Source organism: Actinosynnema sp. NPDC091369 (genome assembly GCF_044757065.1).
Lineage (GTDB): Bacteria > Actinomycetota > Actinomycetes > Mycobacteriales > Pseudonocardiaceae > Actinosynnema.
On record NZ_JBIVUG010000012.1, the window covers coordinates 12,715 to 31,437 of the forward strand.

An 18,723-nucleotide genomic window follows, 5' to 3' on the forward strand; every position below is an offset into this window, starting at 1 on the left:
GCCACGTGCACCGACTCCGCGCGCGGCCGACGGGCGGAGCGGAGCGGGAGCCCGGCGTGCCGCGATGCGGGGAGTCGGTGCAGACGTGAGTCGGGACTGACCGCGCGTTGCCGCAGGCGGCGCGCCTTGATCCCATACAGCAGAATTCAGCAGTGCTACGGCAGAAGGTTCACGCCGTCGTGAGCGCGGGTGTGCAGCTCGGGCTCGAATGCGTCGGTTACTCGCACTGCGTATGCCGGTGACATTGCTTCGCGGACTTCGTCCAGTGTCATCCAGCGGACTTCAGTTGCCTCGGCGGTGGCGTGGACAGGCTCGTCCAGGGCTGTGCAGCGGTAGACCAGGGCGACGATGCCGCGCTGCATGTTCTTGTACACGCCGGTCAGGCGCTGGACCTGCACCGAGATGCCGGTCTCCTCCAGCACCTCGCGCCGGACGCCTTCCTCGAAGGTTTCGGCCACCTCCAAGACTCCGCCGGGTGGCTCCCAGTGGCCGTTGTCCCTACGGCGGATGACGAGTACCTGACCCGAATCGTTGACCACGATTCCGGCCACGCTGACCGAATGACGCGGCGTGTCGGCCATTCTCCCACTTTCGTCGCTGGGTGGACCTGTGGGAGCATGAACACGTCTAGTCGTCTGTAGGAGTAGGTGACCATGCTCGATCTAGGAACTATAGACAGGGCAAGCGATCGTCCGCCGTATCGGCAGATTGCAGACATCCTGCGTCAGCACATCGAGCGCGGTCGCCTGGCGGCTGGAGAGCAGTTGCCGTCCGAGGCGGTGATGATCGAGCACTACGGCGTGGCTCGGATGACGGTTCGTGAGGCCATCAAGGAGCTGCGAACCGAGGGCCTGGTGGTGGCGCAGCACGGTAAGGGTGTGTTCGTGCGGTCGGCTCCGCCGGTGCGTCGGTTGGCGTCGGACCGGTTCGCGCGGCGGCATCGGCAGGAGGGGAAGTCGGCCTTCCTAGCTGAGGCTGAGGCGGCTGGGCACGTGCCGAGGGTCGACCAGATCAGGGTGACCAACGAGGCTGCGTCGGCTGAGGTGGCGGAGCGGTTGGGGTTGAAGCCGCGGGAACGGGTCATCGTGCGGTCACGGCGGTACCTGGCTGATGGGCGGCCGGTGGAGGTGGCGACGTCGTACATCCCTGAGTCGATCGCCAAGGGGACGGCCATCGCGGAGGTCAACACGGGGCCTGGTGGGATCTACGCGCGGATCGAGGAGGCGGGGCACGAACTGGCGCGGTTCACCGAGGAGGTGTCGGCGCGGATGCCTTCGCCGGATGAGCGCAAGGCGTTGGAGATCGGGTCGGGGTCGCCGGTGTTGACGTTGGTCCGCACGGCGTTCGACACCAAGGGCCGCGCGGTGGAGGTCTGTGACACGGTCAAGGTGGCCACGTCGTTCGTGCTGGAGTACGACGTCCCGGCCAAGTAGTTCGGTTGCGAAAGCGAAGAGAAGGGCGGACTAGTTGAACTCCTCTAGACGACTAGGTACGGTGAACTTGTCTAGAGGACTAGGTGAGCTGATCTGCTCCGGTTGAGGAGCACGGAAGATCGAGAAAGGTCTAACGATGGCTATTCCTGCTGGTCACAGGTTCCCGATCACCTTCGACGAGCTGTTCCCGCAAGGGTTCTTCGTGCTGAAGGTGGAGCGGGCGCAGGAGTTCAACGAGGGTAAGGCACCGCGTCCGGCCAACGACAAGGTGACGGGCCTGCCGGTGTGGACGGTGCAGGGCACGGACCCGTCGGCGCGCGGGAAGAACACCGGTGCGGTGGTCAAGATCGCGTCGGAGTACCAGCCGGTGCCGCCGGAGGTGCTGCCCGGTACGCCGTTCCGTCCAGCGGTGTTCACCGGGCTGAAGGTGTCGCCGTACGTGCGGGACGGCTGGGTGAACTACACGATCTGGGCTGAGGAGATGGTGTCGCCGCAGGAGGCAGCGGCGAAGGGGCGTCGGGGCAACGGCAAGTCGGACTCGTCGGCGGGCGCTCCGCCGGTTGCGGCCTGAGAGGGGGCGTCGTGGAGATCGAAGGATTGATGACGCCTGGTCTGAACGCCGCGCCGCAGGTGGTCACCAAGCCGGGTACGGACTGGTACGGGCTGCGGCTGATGATGGACCCCGGTGAGGTCGTGCTGGGCCTGCCGGAGGACGAGGACGGGCGGCAGAGGTTGGCGACCTTCCTGACCGAGTTGGCCCGGTGCGCGCATTTCCTCGTGGGAGTGCTCGACCCGTCACCGAACCACCTGTTGATGCCGGGAAGCGGCACGGTGTTGTCGGACGCCACGTTCTTCGGGGAGTCCGGGCCGGGGAGTCGACCGCGATGACCGCTGCCACCGGTGCCAAGCCCAAGTACACGGTCTTCCTTCGAGCGAACTCGTTCGGGCGGGCCATGGCGTTGGCGGGGTTCCGGTCGGAGTACGCGTTGGCCAAGGCCATGGGGCTCAACCGGTCGACGGTGAAGCGCGTGCGGACCGGCGAGCTGATGCCGGGGCCGGGGTTCATCGCTGGTGCGTTGAAGGCTCTTGCGCCGATGGCGTTCGAGGACCTGTTCGAGGTCGACGCCAGCGAGGGGTGACCGTGCCTGCGGGTGCGTGACAACTGAACAGATCGCGGCTGGTCGGTGTGGTCGCGGGGAGGCAGTCCAAGTCTTGGCGGGCTCCGGCCGTCTCCCCGCGACTCACCTGACTGGCTTCGCCATGCACTTTTGTTGACACACAAGGGATTCCAGTCATGTCAAGGGTATCTCGTCGCGGGGGACGTGCGTCAAATCGGGCCGTCGCCCCGTCAAGGTGGAAGCTGTCCAACGGTTCCAAGTGCCAGCGTTGCAAGCGGATCGGTGTGTTCGCGGCCGGACAGCTCGCCTGCTGCGCCTGTCTGGGGTGGCTCGCGCTGATCTTCGCCCCGGTCGGGGGTGCGGTCTGATGGCGCGGTGGGTTGATCCGGCTTCGTTCGAGGGTTCTCGGCCTCAGTTGCCGTGGTGGGCGTTGGTGCCGGGCAAGCTGAAGTGGTTGGCGCTCGTCGTCGCGGTGGTGTGGCTGCTCCTGGTGGGCGTCGTGCGCCTGGTGCTCGTCGTGGTCAGGTACCCGGTGGTCACGCTGGTGCCGTTGACGGCGGCCTGGTGCTGGTTGCGGTTCGGGCTGTCACCGCTGGTCCTGGCATTGCTGAGCCTGACGGCAGGGCTCACGGTCTGGGCCGGCTTGGATCGGGCGTCGTTCCTGCGGCACGTGTGGTTCCGGCTGGTCACCGAGTACCGACGGGCGACGGTCTACGTGCCGCGTTGGCGTACCACCATGCGCCTGGCGGAGCTGGCCAAGGACAACCGGGGACGTGAGTACCGGCCCAAGCTGCGGCGCGTCCGGTCCGAGGGTTGGCGGGACCGGGCCCGGGTGCGGATGATCCCGGCGCAGGCACCGGAGGCGTGGGAGCTGCGTCGTGACGGCCTGGCGCACTCGTTCGGGGCGCAGTCGTGCCGGGTGCGGGTGCTGCGCCCGAAGGTGATCGAACTCGACTTCGTGCACTCCGACCCGTTGGCGCGGTCGTTGCCGGTGCCCGCACTGGCCGATGACGCTGACGTGGTCGACCTGAAGCGGGTCGTGGTCGGGCGTACGGAGACCGGTAAGCCGTGGCGGATTCGCTTGCAGGGCAACCAAGTTCTCGGCGTCGGTGTGCAGGGTGCGGGCAAGGGGTCGGTGCTGTGGTCGATCATCTGGCACCTTGCTCCGGCGGTTCGGGCCGGTCTGGTGCGCCTGGTGGGTATCGATCCCAAGGGCGGTATGGAGCTGGGGCAGTGCCCGGACGCGTTCGCCCGGCTGGTGTTCGACAACGGCCGTGAGGCGGTCGAGCTGCTGGAGGAGTTGGCGGCTGAGGTCAAGGAGCGTGCGGCGCAGTACCGGGGTGTCCGCCGGCTCTGGACTCGCTCGAACGGTGAGCCGTTCACCGTGCTGGTGGTCGACGAGCTGGCGGACCTGATCGCCTATCAACCGGACAAGGGCCTGCGAGAGCGGGCGATCCGCGCCATTCAGACGATCACCTCCCAGGGGCGGGCTCCGGGCTTCTGCGTCCTGGGCCTGGTGCAGGACCCGCGCAAGGAGGTCGTGGGCTTCCGGCACCTGTTCGGCACTCGCGTGGCGCTGCGCCTGGACGAGTCGGCGCAGGTGGACATGGTCCTGGGCGACGGTGCTCGTGCCCGTGGCGCTGCGGCTCACGAGATCAGCGAGCAGACACCCGGCGTGGCCTGGGTCAAGACCGATGGACGCGGTGAGCCGGAGCGCGTGCGGGCCTTCCACGTCACCGACGCGGACTTGGTCGAACTGGGCGTCTACCTGGCTGACGCGTCCGTGCACGAGTTCCCGAACCGACCCGATGGCGACGTGACCGGAGGTGCTGCGGCATGACCACCCCTGTTGTGCCTGCGGTGACGCTCGACGTGGCGGGCATGACCTCGGCCGAACGCGCCCGGCTGCCGCTGTCCCTCGACGTGGTCAAGGCGGCGGCCGAACAGTACGGCGTCTGCACCCGGCCCGTGCTGCGCGAGGTAGTGGACCTGGACACCGGAGAGGTGCGGATCGTCGGTATCCGCTGCAACTCCACCCAGGCGTCGAAGTGCCCGGCCTGCGCCGAACGTAACCGCCGTTCCCGCATGGCCCAATGCCGTGAGGGCTGGCACCTCGACCACGAGCCCGTGGCCGAACGTCATGCGCCCACGGTCGACCAGATCGAGCTGGTCACCTACCGCTCGGACCTGACCGCCGAGTACCGCAGTGCCGTCGCTGAGGGCGCGGTCGACCAGGTGGAAGACCTGCGCGAGGGCATCCGGGAAGCGGACATCGACCTCAAGCGGGAGGGAGTCCGCGGGAACCTCCCCAACGTCGAGCGTCCTGGTCGACCGGCGCCCACGCGCTCCACCCGGCGCAGGCAGGACGCGCCCAACCTGCCTCGTCGCAAGGTCGCCAAGCGCACCGTGGGTCGGGAGTTCGCTGGCAAGTACCGGCCCTCGACCTTCATCACGCTCACACTCGACAGCTACGGCAAGGTCGGACCGGACGGTGCCCCGGTCGACCCGGACACCTACGACTACCGGCGGGCGGCTCGGGACGCCGTGCACTTCGCCTCCCTGGTCGACCGGTGGTGGCAGAACCTGCGCCGGGTCGTGGGCTGGGACGTCCAGTACTTCGGCACGGTCGAGCCGCAGCGTCGGATCACGCCTCACGCACACTTCGCCGTGCGTGGGTCGATCCCGCACAAGGTCGTCCGCCAGGTCACGGCGGCCACGTACTTGCAGGTCTGGTGGCCCCAACACGACCGGATGATCTACGGCGGCGACCGGCTGCCGGTCTGGGACATGCGCACCAAGGGCTTCGTGGACCCCGACACCGAACAGCCGTTGACCACCTGGGTCGACGCCGTAGCCGACCTGGACGCTCCCGCCCACGTAGCCGAGTTCGGCCGCCAGGTCCACTCGAAAGGCATCCTCGGCGGCACGGAGGAGTCCGGGCGGCACATCGGCTACCTGACCAAGTACCTCACCAAGTCCATCACCGAAGTGGTGGACGCGGACACCTCGCCCCGGCTCACCGACCACGCCGACCGCCTGGCGGCGGAGCTGGCCGTCACGCCGTGCTCGGAGCGCTGCGCGGTCTGGCTGCTCTACGGCGTCCAACCCAAGGGCGTCACGTCCAAGACCACGCCCGGCCACTGCAAGGGCAAGGCGCACCGCCGAGACACCCTCGGCCTGCCCGGTCGTCGGGTCCTGGTCTCGCGGCGGTGGTCCGGCAAGACGCTGGCCGAGCACAAGGCGGATCGGGCCACATTCGTCAGGGAGGCGCTCAAGGCTGCGGGCATCGCCAAGCCGGAGGCCGAACGCGCCCGGCTGCAGTGGGGACCGGTCCGGCCCGGTGACCCACACGCCCCGTCCCGGACGGAACTGCTGATGCACATGATCGCTCAGCGACTCACCTGGCAGGCCGAATACCAGCAAGCCCAAACCACCCTCGCGCACCTGCGACCACCCGGGCCTGACCTTTCAGCAACTTCGCAGGCGGCGGCTTGAGCAAAGGGGGAGCTGTGGGGGAGATCGAACCGCTGTGGGGCGTGGAAGAGGTCTCGACGTTCCTCGGGGTGCCGGTGCACACCATTCGTGGCTGGCGCAGCAAGAACTACGGGCCACCGGCTCGGAAGGTCGGAAAACACCTGCGGTGGGACCCGGTCAAAGTCCGTGAGTGGTTCGACGGGCTCGACCAGGACGCGGCCTAGAGATTTCAGCAATTCGACACAGGGGAGAAGTCTGTCATGGGGCATGTGCAAGACCGCTGGTGGACCGTCAAGGACGGCAAGCGGGAGAAGACGCCGCAGTACGGCAAGGGAATGCGGTATAAGGTGCGCTTTCCCGGTCCAGACGGTCGGGAGCGGTCGAAGATGTTCCCGGACCGGCAGAAGGGGGCGGCGGATGCCTTCCTGCACGAGATCGAGACCGACAAAAACAAGGGGACGTACCTGGACCCTGACGCGGGCCGCATCACCTTCCGGGACTACACCGAGAAGCACTGGATCAACGCCCGGACCTTCGACGAGTCCACGCGCGAGGGCGTGGAGTTCCGACTCAAGCTCCACGTGTACCCGTACTTCGGGGACACCGAGCTGCGGCTGATCCAGCCATCCACCATCCAGGCATGGGAGCGGAAGCTCCAACAGAAGGGCCTGGCCGAGACGTACCGGCGGACGATCTTCGCCAACGTGTCGGCGGTCTTCACGGCTGCAATCGATGACGAGCGGTTGCGCAAGAACCCGTGCAACGGGAAGTCGGTCATTAAGCCTCGGGGCGAGTACCCGAAGATCACTCCGTGGGAGGAGAAGCGAGTACATGCGGTGCGCGCAGAACTGGGAGAGCGATACCGCGTCGCAGTGAACCTTGGTGCTGGGTGCGGTATGAGGCAGGGAGAGGTGTTCGGAGTTTCGCCCGATGACGTGGACGAGTCGGAAGGGGTGATCCACGTTCTTCGGCAGATCAAGATCGTGCGAGGCAAGATGGTGTTCGGAGCGCCGAAGCACGGGAAGACTCGTGACGTGCCGTTGGCCGGAAGTGTGGCGGCTGCGATTAAAGCCCACGTGAAGAAGTTCGAACCGCTCTCCGTGACGCTGCCGTGGGGCACGCCTGACGGCAAGCCCGTGACGGTGCCGCTGATGATCTACACGCGGGAGTCGGGCCAGCTCCACCGGCACTCGTTCAACCATCACGTGTGGAAGCCGGCGCTGCGGGCGGCTGGGGTCGAGACGCCGGGCCGTGCCGAGGGCTTCCACGCGCTGAGGCACTTCTACGCCTCGTCGCTCCTAGAGGCGGGCGTGAGCATCAGGGCGCTCGCTGAGTACCTGGGCCATGCGGACCCGGCCTTCACCCTCCGGGTTTACACGCACCTGATGCCCGCCAGTCACGACCGCGCTCGAATCGCGGTGGACGGCGTCTTCGGCCCGCCGGGTGCCTAGCGGCGAGCAAGCATCTGCAGCGGATGCTTGCATCGGTGTCGCGAGTGTGGTTCCCCAGCAAGCATCGAAGCAAGCATCGGGAGGTTCGATGGCGGACGACGAGAAGCGCGAAGGTCGAGCTCGTGGAGGGGCGGAGAGGGCTAAGCGCCTGTCGCCTGAGGAGCGGAGCAAGATCGCTAAGCGGGCTGCAGAGGCTCGCTGGAGTGACTCGCTTACGGAAGCGGTTTCGGGCTCGCCTGATCGACCACTTCGGATCGGTGACATCGAGATCGAATGTTACGTTCTTGATGATGGAACTCGCGTGATTACTCAAGCAGCCTTTTTGAAGGCTGTAGGGCGGCACCCGAGGGCGAAGGCGAACAGTGGGCGCGAAGGTGGTGGCAACCCAATTCTACCCATTCTTCAGAGCAAGGCTATCAGTCCGTTCGTCACGGACGAAATCCGTGAAAAGGCTCGCCCGATAGCGTTCAGGGTTCCAACCGGCGGTAGGGCAAGTGGCTATAACGCCGAACTTCTTCCCGTGGTTTGCGAGGTCTACCTTAAAGCGCGAGATGCTGGCCTTTTGGATCGGCAGCAGGTGCACGTTGCCCGTCAAGCCGAAATCTTGGTTAGAGGGCTGGCGCACGTCGGCATCATTGCTCTTGTTGATGAAGCTACAGGTTACCAGGAAGCGCGGGCTCGGGATGCTCTGGCTAAGATCCTTGAAGCTTTCATCGATAAAGAGTTGCAAGCGTGGGTGCGTACGTTTCCTGACGACTTCTACCGCGAGCTGTTCAGGCTTCGCGGGCTTGAATTCCCTATGGACTCCGTGAAGCGTCCACAGTACTTTGGCCGACTGACGAATGATATAGTCTATAAGCGGTTGGCTCCCGGAGTGCTTGAAGAGTTGAAGCGTGTAACACCCAAGAACGAAAAAGGTCGGCCGAAACACAAGCTATTCCAGCGACTTACGGCCAATATCGGTTATCCGAAGCTGCGCGAGCATTTGGGTTCGGTCGTTACTCTGATGAAACTAAGTGACGATTGGTCCGACTTCATTTCAAAATTGGATAAGATTCACCCACGCGTGGGGGACACTATTCCACTTCCGCTTGAATCCGATGAGAACGAAAAGGGGCTATAGCGTTACGGTGGTTACGAGAAAGTTGAAAAAACTCTGGGCCGGATGACTGGTGAGTCATCCGGCCCAGAGTCGTTGAGCTTGGCGGCCTCTCCAGCTCAGACGGCCTGGAGACGGCCTGGGTGGGGCTTCAACCGGTAGAGCTGCTGGTCAGAGCCCCGCGCCGATCACACGTCGTAGTAGAGCGCGAACTCGTAGGGGTTCGGGCGCAGGCGCAGCGGGTCGATTTCCTGCTCCCGCTTGAACGAGATCCAGGTGTCGATGACGTCCGGCGTGAAGACGCCGCCCTCGAGCAGGAACTCGTGGTCCGCTTCGAGGTTGTCCAGCACCGCGTCCAGGGACGCCGGCACCTGCTTGACGTCGCGGGCCTCCTCGGGCGGCAGCTCGTAGAGGTCCTTGTCGATCGGGGCCGGCGGCTCGATCTTGTTCTTCACGCCGTCCAGGCCGGCCATCACCATGGCCGAGAACGCCAGGTACGGGTTGCCCGACGAGTCGGGGCAGCGGAACTCGATGCGCTTGGCCTTCGGGTTGTTGCCGGTGATCGGGATGCGCACGCACGCCGAGCGGTTGCGCTGGGAGTAGACCAGCGACACCGGGGCCTCGTAGCCCGGCACCAGGCGGTGGTAGGAGTTCACCGTCGGGTTGGTGAACGCCAGCAGCGACGGCGCGTGGTGCAGGATGCCGCCGATGTAGTGGCGCGCCGTGTCCGACAGGCCCGCGTAGCCGGACTCGTCGTGGAACAGCGGCTGGCCGTCCTTCCACAGCGACTGGTGGGTGTGCATGCCCGAGCCGTTGTCGCCGAACAGCGGCTTCGGCATGAACGTGACGGTCTTGCCGGCCTGCCACGCGGTGTTCTTGATGATGTACTTGAACAGCATCAGGTCGTCTGCGGCGTGCAGCAGCGTGTTGAACTTGTAGTTGATCTCGGCCTGGCCGCCGGTGCCCACCTCGTGGTGCGCCCGCTCGACGGTGAAGCCCTGGGCCTGCATGTTCAGGACCATCTTGTCGCGCAGGTCGGCGTAGTGGTCGGTCGGCGTGACGGGGAAGTAGCCGCCCTTGTACTTGACCTTGTAGCCGCGGTTGCCGCCCTCTTCGTCGCGGCCGGTGTTCCAGGCGCCGGAGATCGCGTCGATCTCGTGGAAGGACGCGTTCGCGGTCGTGTCGAAGCGGATCGAGTCGAAGATGTAGAACTCCGCCTCGGCGCCGAAGTACGCGGTGTCCGCGATGCCCGACTCGGTGATGTACTGCTCGGCCTTGCGCGCGATGTTGCGCGGGTCGCGGCTGTACGCCTCACGCGTGAACGGGTCGTGCACGAAGAAGTTGACGATCAGCGTCTTCTCGATCCGGAACGGGTCGAGGCGCGCGGTGTAGAGGTCGGGCAGCAGCAGCATGTCCGACTCGTGGATCGACTGGAAGCCGCGCACCGACGAGCCGTCGAACGCGAGGCCCTCCGCGATGGCGTCGGCGTCGAACGCGCTGGCCGGGAGCGTGAAGTGCTGCATCACGCCGGGCAGGTCGCTGAAGCGGACGTCAACGAACTTCACGCCCTCGTCGGAGATGAACTTCAGGACCTCGTCGGGATTCTTGAACACCCTCGTCGACTCCTCTGCTGCGGTGGGGGCGTGGTTGTACGCCGCTGCGTGGTGCGGCCTGCCATCGTGGCGAAACTAAGACCGCGGTGTTGCCCAGCCATCACCCGCGTGTTTCGCCAGTGTTAACGGGCGGCTCAGGTCGGGCAACCCGACCGTCACTCCTCACCCGCTGAGCACGGCCTTACTCTGGTGGGGTGAGCAAGTGGACCGGTTCGTGGCTGTCAGGACCCCGTTCGGCGTTGGAGCCCGGCGCCGACTCCGGTGACGGTACCGGGCAGCGGTGGCGTGGTGAACGCCTCGGCCTGCCGCGGTCCGGTCCGGGCTCGGTCGCGTCCACGGGCCGTCGCGCCCTCGCCATCCTGGTCGACTTCGCCCTGTCGGCGGGCGTGGCGGGGCTGTTCACCATGCCCGAGCTGCCGCGCAACTGGAGCCTCGCGGCCTGGTTCGCCATCACCGTCACCGCGGTTGCGTTCTTCGGCTTCACCCCTGGTCACGCGCTGTTCGGGCTGCGGGTCGTGCGGGTGGACGGCACGGCGACCGTCGGGCTGCCCCGCGCCGCGCTGCGCACCGCGTTGATCTTCCTCGTCATCCCGGCCGTGGTCTGGGACGCAGACAACCGGAGCCTGCACGACAAGGCCGCGGGCACCATCGTCCTGCGGGCCCGCTAGCGCTCCCGTGAAACGCCGCAGGCCCGCCCCGACGACTGCCGGGACGGGCCTGAGCTGCTCAAATGCTGCCAGAGCGCGGCGGAACGCCGGTCAGCGACGCCGCATGGCGCGCTGCACGTTGCGCATCTTGGCACCCTGGGGCATCGGGCCCTTGGGCAGTGCCGCACCCCGGCTCGCCAGCGCGGCCAGCCGGTTGTCGATCGTGTCGACCTGGGCGGTCGAGATGTTGCGGGGCAGCTTCATCAGGTGGCTCTGCAGCTTGCGCAGCGGCACCTGGCCGTCCTCGGTGCCCACGACGACGTCGTAGATCGGCGTCTCGCCGATGACCCGCGCCACCCGCTTCTTCTCCTGGGCGAGCAGGTTCTTCACCCGGTGCGGCGCGCCTTCGGCGACGAGCACCACACCCGGCCGGCCGAGCACCCGGTGCACCATGTCACCGCTGGTCGTGCCCGCGACGGCCTGCGTGACGCGCCACTTGCCGCGCAGGTTGTCCAGCGCCCACGCCGCCGCACCCGGCTGGCCGTCCGCCTTCGCGTACACGGTGCGCTGCACCCGGCGGCCGAACACGATGACCGCGAGCAGCGCGCCCACCGCGATGCCCATGGGCAGCAGCACCCACTGCATGTCCCAGATGAGGCCGATCAGGAACGCCGCGGCCGTCGCGCCCAGCAGGCACGCCAGCATCAACGGCACGAGCGCCTTGTCCTCGCGGCGCTGCATCTTGAACGCCTCGAAGATCTGGCTGCGCTTCGCCTTCGATGCCGCGCGCCGAGCCTTCGCCGCTTCCTTGGCAGCCGCCTTGGCGGCCGCCTTGTCCTGCTTACCAGCCATACCCACCAGGATACGGCGCGCCGCGTCGCCCCATGACGGGAGTACTCGCTGACCTCTGCGAGGATGCAGCGCATGGACCGGCTGCTGGAGGGACTCGACCCGGAACAGCGCGCCGCCGTGGAAGCTCCGCGCGGCCCGGTCTGCGTGCTAGCGGGCGCCGGCACCGGCAAGACCCGCACCATCACGCACCGCATCGCGCACCTGGTCCAGCGCGGGCACGTGTCCGCCGGTCAAGTCCTCGCGGTCACGTTCACCGCACGTGCCGCGGGGGAGATGCGGACCCGGTTGCGCGCGCTCGGCGTGCACGGCGCGCAGGCCCGCACGTTCCACGCCGCCGCGCTGCGGCAACTGCGCTACTTCTGGCCGCGCGTGGTCGGCGGCGAGCAGTGGCAGCTGATCGACCGCAACAAGCTGCGGCTGGTCGCGCAGGCCGCCAACCGCGTGGGCCTGTCCACCGAGTCGGACTCGCTGCGCGACCTCGCCGGCGAGATCGAGTGGGCCAAGGCGTCGCTGGTCGCGCCGGACGACTACCCGAACGCCGCCGGCCGCACCAGCCGGGACACGCCTGCCCCCGCCGACCAGGTCGCGCAGGTCTACCGGACCTACGAGGAGCTGAAGAACCAGGCGCAGCTGCTCGACTTCGACGACCTCCTGCTGCACACCGCGGCGGCGTTGGAGGAGCACGGCGAGGTCGCCGAGGAGTTCCGCGACCGGTACCGGTGCTTCGTGGTGGACGAGTACCAGGACGTGACGCCGTTGCAGCAGCGCGTGCTGGACGCGTGGCTGGGCCAGCGCGACGACCTGACCGTGGTCGGTGACGCGAACCAGACCATCTACTCGTTCGCGGGCGCCTCGCCGCGCCCGCTGCTGGACTTCCCGCGCCGGTTCCCCGAGGCGGTCGTGGTGCGGCTGGAACGCGACTACCGGTCGACGCCGCAGGTCGTGGAGCTGGCCAACGAGGTGATCAAGTGGGCGCGCGGCCGGCCGGCCGGGTCGCGGCTGCGGCTGATCGGGCAGCGGCCGGACGGGCCGAAGCCGACGTTCACCGAGTTCGACGACGAGACGCTGGAGGCCGCGGCCGTCGCGCGGCGGGTGAAGGCGCTGCTGGACGAGGGCGTGCCGGCCAGCGAGATCGCCGTGCTCTACCGCGTGAACGCCCAGTCGGAGGTGTTCGAGCAGGCGTTGGCCGAGGTCGGCGTGCCCTACCAGGTGCGCGGTGGTGAGCGGTTCTTCCAGCGGGCCGAGGTGCGCCAGGCGATGGTGGCGCTGCGGTCGGCGGCGGCGCACGAGCCGACCGGTGAGCTGCCGAAGGTGGTGCGCGAGGTGCTGGCCGGGATCGGCCTGACCGACGAGCCGCCCGCCGGCGGGACGGCCCGGGAGAAGTGGGAGTCGCTGCTCGCGCTGGTCGAACTGGCCGAGGAGCTGGTCACCACCGTGGACTCGGCGGACCTGCGGACGTTCGTCGGCGAGCTGGAGATGCGGGCCGAGGCGCAGCACCCGCCGACGGTGGAGGGCGTGACGCTGGCGTCCCTGCACGCGGCGAAGGGGCTGGAGTGGGACGCGGTGTTCCTGGTCGGGCTGGTCGAGGGCACGCTGCCGATCCAGCACGCCGACGGCGACGACGCGGCGATCGAGGAAGAGCGCAGGCTGCTGTACGTGGGCGTGACGCGGGCCCGCGAGCACCTGTGGCTGTCGTGGGCGTTGGCGCGGGCCGCGGGTGGGCGCCGGTACCGGCGGCGCAGCCGGTTCCTCTACGGGTTGGTGCCCGACGACCACCCGGCGTCACGCACGGCCGCCAAGCGCGAGCCGCTGCAGAAGCGGCCCAAGCCGCAGTGCCGGGTGTGCGGGTCGGCGCTGGTGGACGCGCGGGCGATCAAGCTGAGCCGGTGCGCGTCGTGCCCGTCGGACCTGGACGAGGAGCTGCTGGCCAAGCTGCGGGCGTGGCGGGCGGACCGGGCGCGTGAGCTGAAGGTGCCCGCGTACGTGGTGTTCACCGACGCGACGCTGGTCGCGATCGCCGAGCAGCGGCCGGAGGACGTGGCCGGGCTGGTGTCGATCTCCGGCATCGGGGCGGCCAAGGTGGGCCGGTTCGGCGACGACGTGCTGGCGCTCGTGCGCGGCGGACGCTGACGGCCGGTCGCTGACGGCTGCCCGCCGGCGGGCAGCCTCGTCCGTCCGAGTGGTCGCGTGCTGGCGCTCTGTGCAGGGCAAACGCGGAATTTTCACTCAATCGACAGGTATTTGGAAAAACCTGTTGCACCCGTCCGGCGCGGGGTCATAACCTGCTCAGGCCGGGCACGGAGTGCCCGCTGGGGATTCAAGAGCTAGCAGTCGAGTCGAGACACCCGAGGAGGTGACCGGTCGTGAACACTCTCATGTGCTTCAAGACGCCCGGTTACCTGAAGACCGGGGTGGCCTTGGCCGCAGGCGCTGCTCATGTCGCGGGGGAGAAGTCTGCCCGCGATCGCCACGCCCTCAAGTGGGGTGCTGAGCGAGTTCAGCTGATCCAGGTGCCGGCGCCGTACGCGCCGACCGTTGTCCCGACTCAGAACGTTGCGCCGTCCGCGCACGAGCGAAGTACCTGACCACCCAGTAGTCAGGCCACCAAGCTCACGAAGGCCGCGGACCCGTAACCGGATCCGCGGCCTTCGTGCTGTTCCGACCCGTTTTTCGGTTCGAACGACAAAAACCCCATGCAAGACCCTTGACAGGAGTCCACCTGATGTTGACCGCGACCGTCCCCATAAGCGGGGCGCTGTCCACCGAGTCGGAGCTCGCCGGAGCGGGTGTCGCTTCCTTGATCGACACCGCGCCCGACGCCGGCTTGGAGCTTCCTTGCCGTACCAACAACCCGGACCTGTGGTTCGCCGACGCGCCGGCGGAGCTGGAGGAGGCGAAGAGGTTCTGCGCCACCTGCCCCGTCATCGCGGAGTGCCTGGCCGGTGCGCTTGCTCGCCACGAGCCCTGGGGGGTCTGGGGCGGCGAGATCTTCGAGCGCGGAGCTGTGATCGCGCGCAAGCGTCCCCGTGGACGTCCGCGCAAGGACGCAGCACCTGTTGTTCCCGCGGCGCCCGCCGCGACCGTTGTCCGGGGGGCTAACGACCAGGAGGCCGCCGCGTGACCACGTACCGATCCACCGCAGACGAATCGATGCTCGTCGAAGTCAATCCCAAGGGGAACCCCATGCTGCTCGAAGAAAATCTCGCCAGATCCCGAATGCATGACGCGGAGATATTCGCGCGACAGCATCGGCTGGCCCACCGCCTCGTCGTCGCCCGCAGGTGGCGGCGGCTGGCCGGATGGGCCCAGCGCCGGGCGGCTCTGAAGGCCCGCGCGATCTGATGCTCGCAGGCGGCCCGCCCTTCCCGTCCCGATGACGGGGAGGGCGGGCCGTCCGCGTTCGCGGGTGCCCGGCGACCCGGTCCGCGGGCCGTGGTTGAGAGCGCCCTCACCTCGCCGCGTGGGTACCGTTCGACGTGTGGCAGCTCACTCTCACAACCATGGCCATGCCCACTCGCACGACGGGATCGACTGGTCGTCGCGCCTGACCTTCCTCCGGCAGGCCGACGAGCTGGACGCCGAGTCGAAGCGGGTGGTCGCCCGCAGACTCGTCCGCGCCCTGCCCGACCAGCCGACCGTCCTCGACGTCGGGTGCGGTGCCGGTGGGATGAGCGTGGCGCTGGTCGAGGCCCTGACCGCCCGGGGCGGCGGCACGGTCGTGCTGGTGGACGGCACGCCCGAACTGCTGGACGCCGCCACGACCGCCGCCCGGTCGGCCGCCACCTACGAGACGGACACGACCACGGCGACCGTGCGCGTCCGGCCGGTGCTCGCCGACCTGGCCACCGAGCGACCGGTGGACCTCGCCGGGCCCGCCCAGTTGGTGTGGGCGTCGAACGTCGTGCATCACCTCCCTGACCAGCGTGCGGCTGTGCTCGGGTTGATCGAGGCGGTCGCGCCGGGTGGGTGGCTGGCGCTCGCCGAAGGTGGGTTGAGCGGCAAGTTCCTCCCCTACGACCTGGGTGTCGGTGAGCCCGGTTTGCAGGACAGGCTGTCCGCGGCGCGGGCCGAGTGGTTCGTGCGGATGCGGGAGAACACGACCGGCTCGGTGCGCATGTCCGGTGGCTGGAACCTCGTGCTCTCCGAGGGCGGTCTGGTGGACGTGACGGCGTTCAGCTACCTGGTCGACCACCCCGCGCCGCCCAAGCAGGCGGTGCGCGACTGGGCGGTGAACCAGCTCAAGTGGTACGAGGAGGTGGCGGGCGACGCCCTGCACCCCGCCGACCGCCGCACGGTCCGGCAACTGCTCGACCCGCAGGACCCCGCGTTCCTCGGGCTGCGCGACGACGTGTTCCTGCTGACCGCCAACACCGTGCACGTGGGGCGGAAGCCGTGACCGACTCCTGCGCTCGCTGTGGGCGGACGCGGTCGTCGGTCACCGACCCGGCCCAGCTCTTGGCTTGGGTGCGGGAGCGGGAACGCGGCACCGACCGGTGGCTGTGCCACGTGTGCGCGCGGGCGCACGTTCGGGACATCGAAGGCAAACTGCCCTCCGACTACTGGGCCGCCGGCTGACGCAACGCCGAGCGACGACCGTCACCGGCTCATCCACCTAGAACCCAACACCGCCGCCATGCCCACCGCCGCAATTCAGTTGGAGACGGTGGGTGCGCGGGTCGGTGCGTCGACCGTGTGCGTCGCGCTGAGGGCGCGGACCCGGGTGTCGGCGCTGGTGCCGGAGTAGGTGCTTGGGCTGGCGCTGGGCCGGTGCCGGTGCGGGGTTGGGGCTGAGCTGGGTTGGGCTGGGCGGGGATCTGGTCTGGCTCGATGTGGTGGTTGGGCGCTGTCGCGGTTCGTTCGGGCTGGTTGGGGTCGGTTGGGCGCAAGTAGGGGAAGTTGAGGTTTGGTGCTGGCTGACCTCGGCCGTTCGGCTCGGTGTGGTGGGCCTGGATGGTTGAGGGGTGGGTTGAGAAAGCCCGAGGTTCGAGGGCCTGGGTGTAGTGGGTCAGTGGAGGAGGGCGGAGAGGAGGCGCAGAGTGGTTCGGGGGATGGCGGTGCCGCGTTTGCTGCCGGCGTTCAGTTCTCTGGTCAGCGTGGTGACTGTGCACAGACCTGAGCGGACGGCGGTGGCCAGTAAGTGGTGTTGGCGCAGGGGGTTCGGCTCGTGGCGGGCGGCGTCGAGGGTGGCTCGGGTGGGTTCGGCCAGGCGCAGGCCCGAGTGGTGCACCACTTCGGGTGGGCGGGTGGTGCGTTCCAGCAGGACGTTGTCCGGGCAGGAGCGGCGTGTGGTCGCTGGTTGGAGCAGGTGTATCCGGGGTGGCGGTGGCAGGGCGTCGAGGCCGTGGGCGTGCAGGGCGTCGACGCCGGTGACGACGGCTCTCGGACCCGCGTAGGCCAGCGCGGCCTGAAGGCGTTGCGCGCGAGTGGGCGGGCTCGCGCTGAGCAGCACGACGCCCGGCAGGATGCGCTGCCACGGGCCGCCCGGACGGCACTTCAGGTCGATGACGTAGGCTGGCACGCCGGCCGCTTTCAGGTCCGCGGTCTTGATCACTTGGTCCATGGGGTTGATCCTCCGGGGGGTCCGGGGGTGGTGCCATGGGGTGTGGGTGATCTGTGGATAAGTCGGGAACCTGTGGACAACTCAGTCGTCGAAGCCCGGCTGCCAGCGGGCTACGATGGCCCTGGCCTGCACGTTCGCGTCGAGCTGACAGAGGATGCCCGTCGCGCCCAGCGTCACCCTGTGGATAAGTAGGTACTGCGGGGGCAGGTTCAAGGACCTTCCCGTTTGCGAATCGGGGCTGCGGAGGTCGCCGACGCGCTCCGCCTGCTTCTGCAACCACCGGCGGGTGAAGTGGAACGTCTCGGTCCGCAGCGGCTCGACGAACGGGGCCAGGTAGCTCAGCACGTCCTCGGCGTGCAGCTCGGTCCCCGGTCGGATGAACCGCTCCGACCGCAGCAGCTCCACCAGGTCCCCCGACCGGCCGTCGAGCGCCAGCCGGGTCATCAGGCCGAGCGTCTTCGGCAACCCGTCGGGCAGCCGGGCGACCGCGCCGAAGTCGAGCACGCGCAACCGGCCGTCCGCACCGAGCATGAAGTTGCCGGGGTGCGGGTCGGCGTGCAGCAGCCCCGACCGGCTCGGCGCGGAGAAGTGGAACTCCGACAGCAGCTGACCGGCCAGGTCGCGCTCGTCCCGCTCACCCTCGCGGATGATCTTGGACAACGGCGTGCCGTCGGTCCACTCGGTCACCATCACCTTCGGCGCGCTGGCCACCACCCGCGGCACGAGGACGCGGTCGTCGCCGTCGAACGCCTTCGCGAACACCCGCTGGTTGCCCGCCTCGGTCCGGTAGTCCAGCTCCTCCAGGTACCGGTCCCGCAGCTCCTCCAGCAGCGGCTTGACCTCGGCACCCGGCACCACCGCCTGCAACACCCGGCTGAACCGCAGCAACGTGTTGAGGTCGCTCTGCAACGCCTCGTCCGCGCCCGGGTACTGCACCTTCACCGCCACGTCCCGGCCGTCGTGCCACACCGCCCGGTGCACCTGCCCGATGCTCGCCGACGCGGCGGGCGAGTCGTCGAACGACGTGAACCGCTTCACCCACCCCGCGCCCAGCTGCTCGGCCAGCACCCGGTGCACGGTGCGCGCGGGCATCGGCGGCGCCGCCGTCTGCAGCTTGGTCAGCGCCTCGCGGTACGGCTCGGCCAGCTCGTCCGGCACCGCCGCCTCGAACACGCTCAGGGCCTGGCCGAACTTCATGGCACCGCCCTTGAGCTGCCCGAGCACCGCGAACACCTGCTCCGCGGTCTTCGCCGACACCTCGGCGCTGACCTCCTCGGAGCTGCGGCCGGCCAGGCGCTTGCCCCAGCCGCCCACCACCCGCCCCGCCACGCCGAGCGGGAGGCTGGCCAGCTTGGCGGTGCGCTGCACGGCCTTGCGCGGGATCTCGCTCACCCGGTGATTCTCCTCCCGCCGGTCCACGTCATCGCGGTGGTTCACGCCCCTGCCCCAGAACCTACACAGCTCCTCCTGAGGACC

The 18,723-nt window shown here is 68.4% G+C and carries 19 protein-coding genes; 14 read left to right on the forward strand and 5 right to left on the reverse strand.

Annotated elements, in window-relative coordinates:
- Positions 1–155 precede the first annotated feature (155 nt).
- Positions 156–581: an NUDIX hydrolase gene (locus ACIQMJ_RS32705; RefSeq protein WP_499764856.1), complete on the reverse strand. Its 426-nt coding sequence runs from the start codon at positions 579–581 to the stop codon at positions 156–158.
- A 72-nt stretch (positions 582–653) separates the two neighbouring features.
- Between ACIQMJ_RS32705 and ACIQMJ_RS32710 the strand changes: the two genes are divergently transcribed.
- The 9 genes from ACIQMJ_RS32710 (at position 654) to ACIQMJ_RS32750 (ending at position 8,599) form a co-directional block, all read left to right on the forward strand.
- Entirely contained in the window at positions 654–1,433 is a 780-nt protein-coding gene (locus tag ACIQMJ_RS32710; protein WP_499765014.1) for a GntR family transcriptional regulator, read from the forward strand.
- Positions 1,434–1,569: 136 nt separating this feature from the next.
- Positions 1,570–2,004, forward strand: coding sequence for a hypothetical protein (locus ACIQMJ_RS32715; RefSeq protein ID WP_123745596.1), 435 nt, complete (start codon positions 1,570–1,572; stop codon positions 2,002–2,004).
- Positions 2,005–2,033: 29 nt separating this feature from the next.
- Entirely contained in the window at positions 2,034–2,321 is a 288-nt protein-coding gene (locus ACIQMJ_RS32720; RefSeq protein WP_499764857.1) for a hypothetical protein, read from the forward strand.
- A complete protein-coding gene (locus ACIQMJ_RS32725) occupies positions 2,318–2,572 on the forward strand; it encodes a transcriptional regulator (protein WP_499764858.1) in 255 nt (84 codons plus the stop codon). The genes ACIQMJ_RS32720 and ACIQMJ_RS32725 overlap by 4 nt, the downstream gene beginning before the upstream one ends.
- Before the next feature lie 412 nt (positions 2,573–2,984).
- Positions 2,985–4,391, forward strand: coding sequence for an FtsK/SpoIIIE domain-containing protein (locus ACIQMJ_RS32730; RefSeq protein WP_499764859.1), 1,407 nt, complete (start codon positions 2,985–2,987; stop codon positions 4,389–4,391).
- Positions 4,388–6,046 (forward strand): replication initiator, encoded by a 1,659-nt coding sequence (locus ACIQMJ_RS32735; protein ID WP_499764860.1) that lies wholly within the window; start codon positions 4,388–4,390, stop codon positions 6,044–6,046. Before ACIQMJ_RS32730 ends, ACIQMJ_RS32735 begins: the two co-directional genes overlap by 4 nt.
- A 14-nt stretch (positions 6,047–6,060) precedes the next feature.
- Positions 6,061–6,249: a helix-turn-helix transcriptional regulator gene (locus tag ACIQMJ_RS32740; protein ID WP_499764861.1), complete on the forward strand. Its 189-nt coding sequence runs from the start codon at positions 6,061–6,063 to the stop codon at positions 6,247–6,249.
- 36 nt (positions 6,250–6,285) lie between these two features.
- The gene (locus ACIQMJ_RS32745; protein WP_499764862.1) at positions 6,286–7,476 is read left to right on the forward strand and encodes a tyrosine-type recombinase/integrase; all 1,191 of its coding nucleotides are present in this window, start codon (positions 6,286–6,288) and stop codon (positions 7,474–7,476) included.
- A gap of 88 nt (positions 7,477–7,564) precedes the next feature.
- A complete protein-coding gene (locus tag ACIQMJ_RS32750; RefSeq protein WP_499764863.1) occupies positions 7,565–8,599 on the forward strand; it encodes a P63C domain-containing protein in 1,035 nt (344 codons plus the stop codon).
- Between the two features lie 164 nt (positions 8,600–8,763).
- On the opposite strand, the gene glnA is transcribed toward ACIQMJ_RS32750, so the two are convergent.
- A complete protein-coding gene (glnA, locus tag ACIQMJ_RS32755) occupies positions 8,764–10,188 on the reverse strand; it encodes a type I glutamate--ammonia ligase (RefSeq protein ID WP_141978957.1) in 1,425 nt (474 codons plus the stop codon).
- A 194-nt stretch (positions 10,189–10,382) separates the two neighbouring features.
- Here glnA and ACIQMJ_RS32760 point away from each other — a divergent pair, with 194 nt between their 5' ends.
- Positions 10,383–10,856 (forward strand): RDD family protein, encoded by a 474-nt coding sequence (locus ACIQMJ_RS32760; RefSeq protein ID WP_499764864.1) that lies wholly within the window; start codon positions 10,383–10,385, stop codon positions 10,854–10,856.
- A gap of 90 nt (positions 10,857–10,946) precedes the next feature.
- On the opposite strand, the gene ACIQMJ_RS32765 is transcribed toward ACIQMJ_RS32760, so the two are convergent.
- A complete protein-coding gene (locus ACIQMJ_RS32765) occupies positions 10,947–11,687 on the reverse strand; it encodes a DUF4191 domain-containing protein (protein WP_499764865.1) in 741 nt (246 codons plus the stop codon).
- Between the two features lie 63 nt (positions 11,688–11,750).
- On the opposite strand from ACIQMJ_RS32765, the gene ACIQMJ_RS32770 reads away from it, so the two are divergent.
- The 4 genes from ACIQMJ_RS32770 (at position 11,751) to ACIQMJ_RS32785 (ending at position 16,083) form a co-directional block, all read left to right on the forward strand.
- Complete coding sequence (locus ACIQMJ_RS32770; RefSeq protein ID WP_499764866.1) at positions 11,751–13,817, forward strand: ATP-dependent DNA helicase UvrD2; 2,067 nt, start codon at positions 11,751–11,753, stop codon at positions 13,815–13,817.
- Between the two features lie 592 nt (positions 13,818–14,409).
- Positions 14,410–14,808, forward strand: a complete 399-nt coding sequence (locus ACIQMJ_RS32775; protein WP_499764867.1) for a WhiB family transcriptional regulator — start codon at positions 14,410–14,412, stop codon at positions 14,806–14,808.
- On the forward strand, positions 14,805–15,029 hold the full coding sequence (locus ACIQMJ_RS32780) for a hypothetical protein (RefSeq protein WP_387489646.1): 225 nt from the start codon (positions 14,805–14,807) through the stop codon (positions 15,027–15,029). The genes ACIQMJ_RS32775 and ACIQMJ_RS32780 overlap by 4 nt, the downstream gene beginning before the upstream one ends.
- Before the next feature lie 136 nt (positions 15,030–15,165).
- The gene (locus ACIQMJ_RS32785; RefSeq protein ID WP_499764868.1) at positions 15,166–16,083 is read left to right on the forward strand and encodes a class I SAM-dependent methyltransferase; all 918 of its coding nucleotides are present in this window, start codon (positions 15,166–15,168) and stop codon (positions 16,081–16,083) included.
- A 609-nt stretch (positions 16,084–16,692) separates the two neighbouring features.
- Here the strand turns inward: ACIQMJ_RS32785 and ACIQMJ_RS32790 are convergent.
- Both ACIQMJ_RS32790 and ACIQMJ_RS32795 read right to left on the reverse strand, forming a co-directional pair.
- Complete coding sequence (locus tag ACIQMJ_RS32790) at positions 16,693–17,247, reverse strand: hypothetical protein (protein WP_499764869.1); 555 nt, start codon at positions 17,245–17,247, stop codon at positions 16,693–16,695.
- Between the two features lie 81 nt (positions 17,248–17,328).
- Positions 17,329–18,639, reverse strand: a complete 1,311-nt coding sequence (locus tag ACIQMJ_RS32795; RefSeq protein WP_499764870.1) for an ABC1 kinase family protein — start codon at positions 18,637–18,639, stop codon at positions 17,329–17,331.
- Between the last annotated feature and the right edge of the window lie 84 nt (positions 18,640–18,723).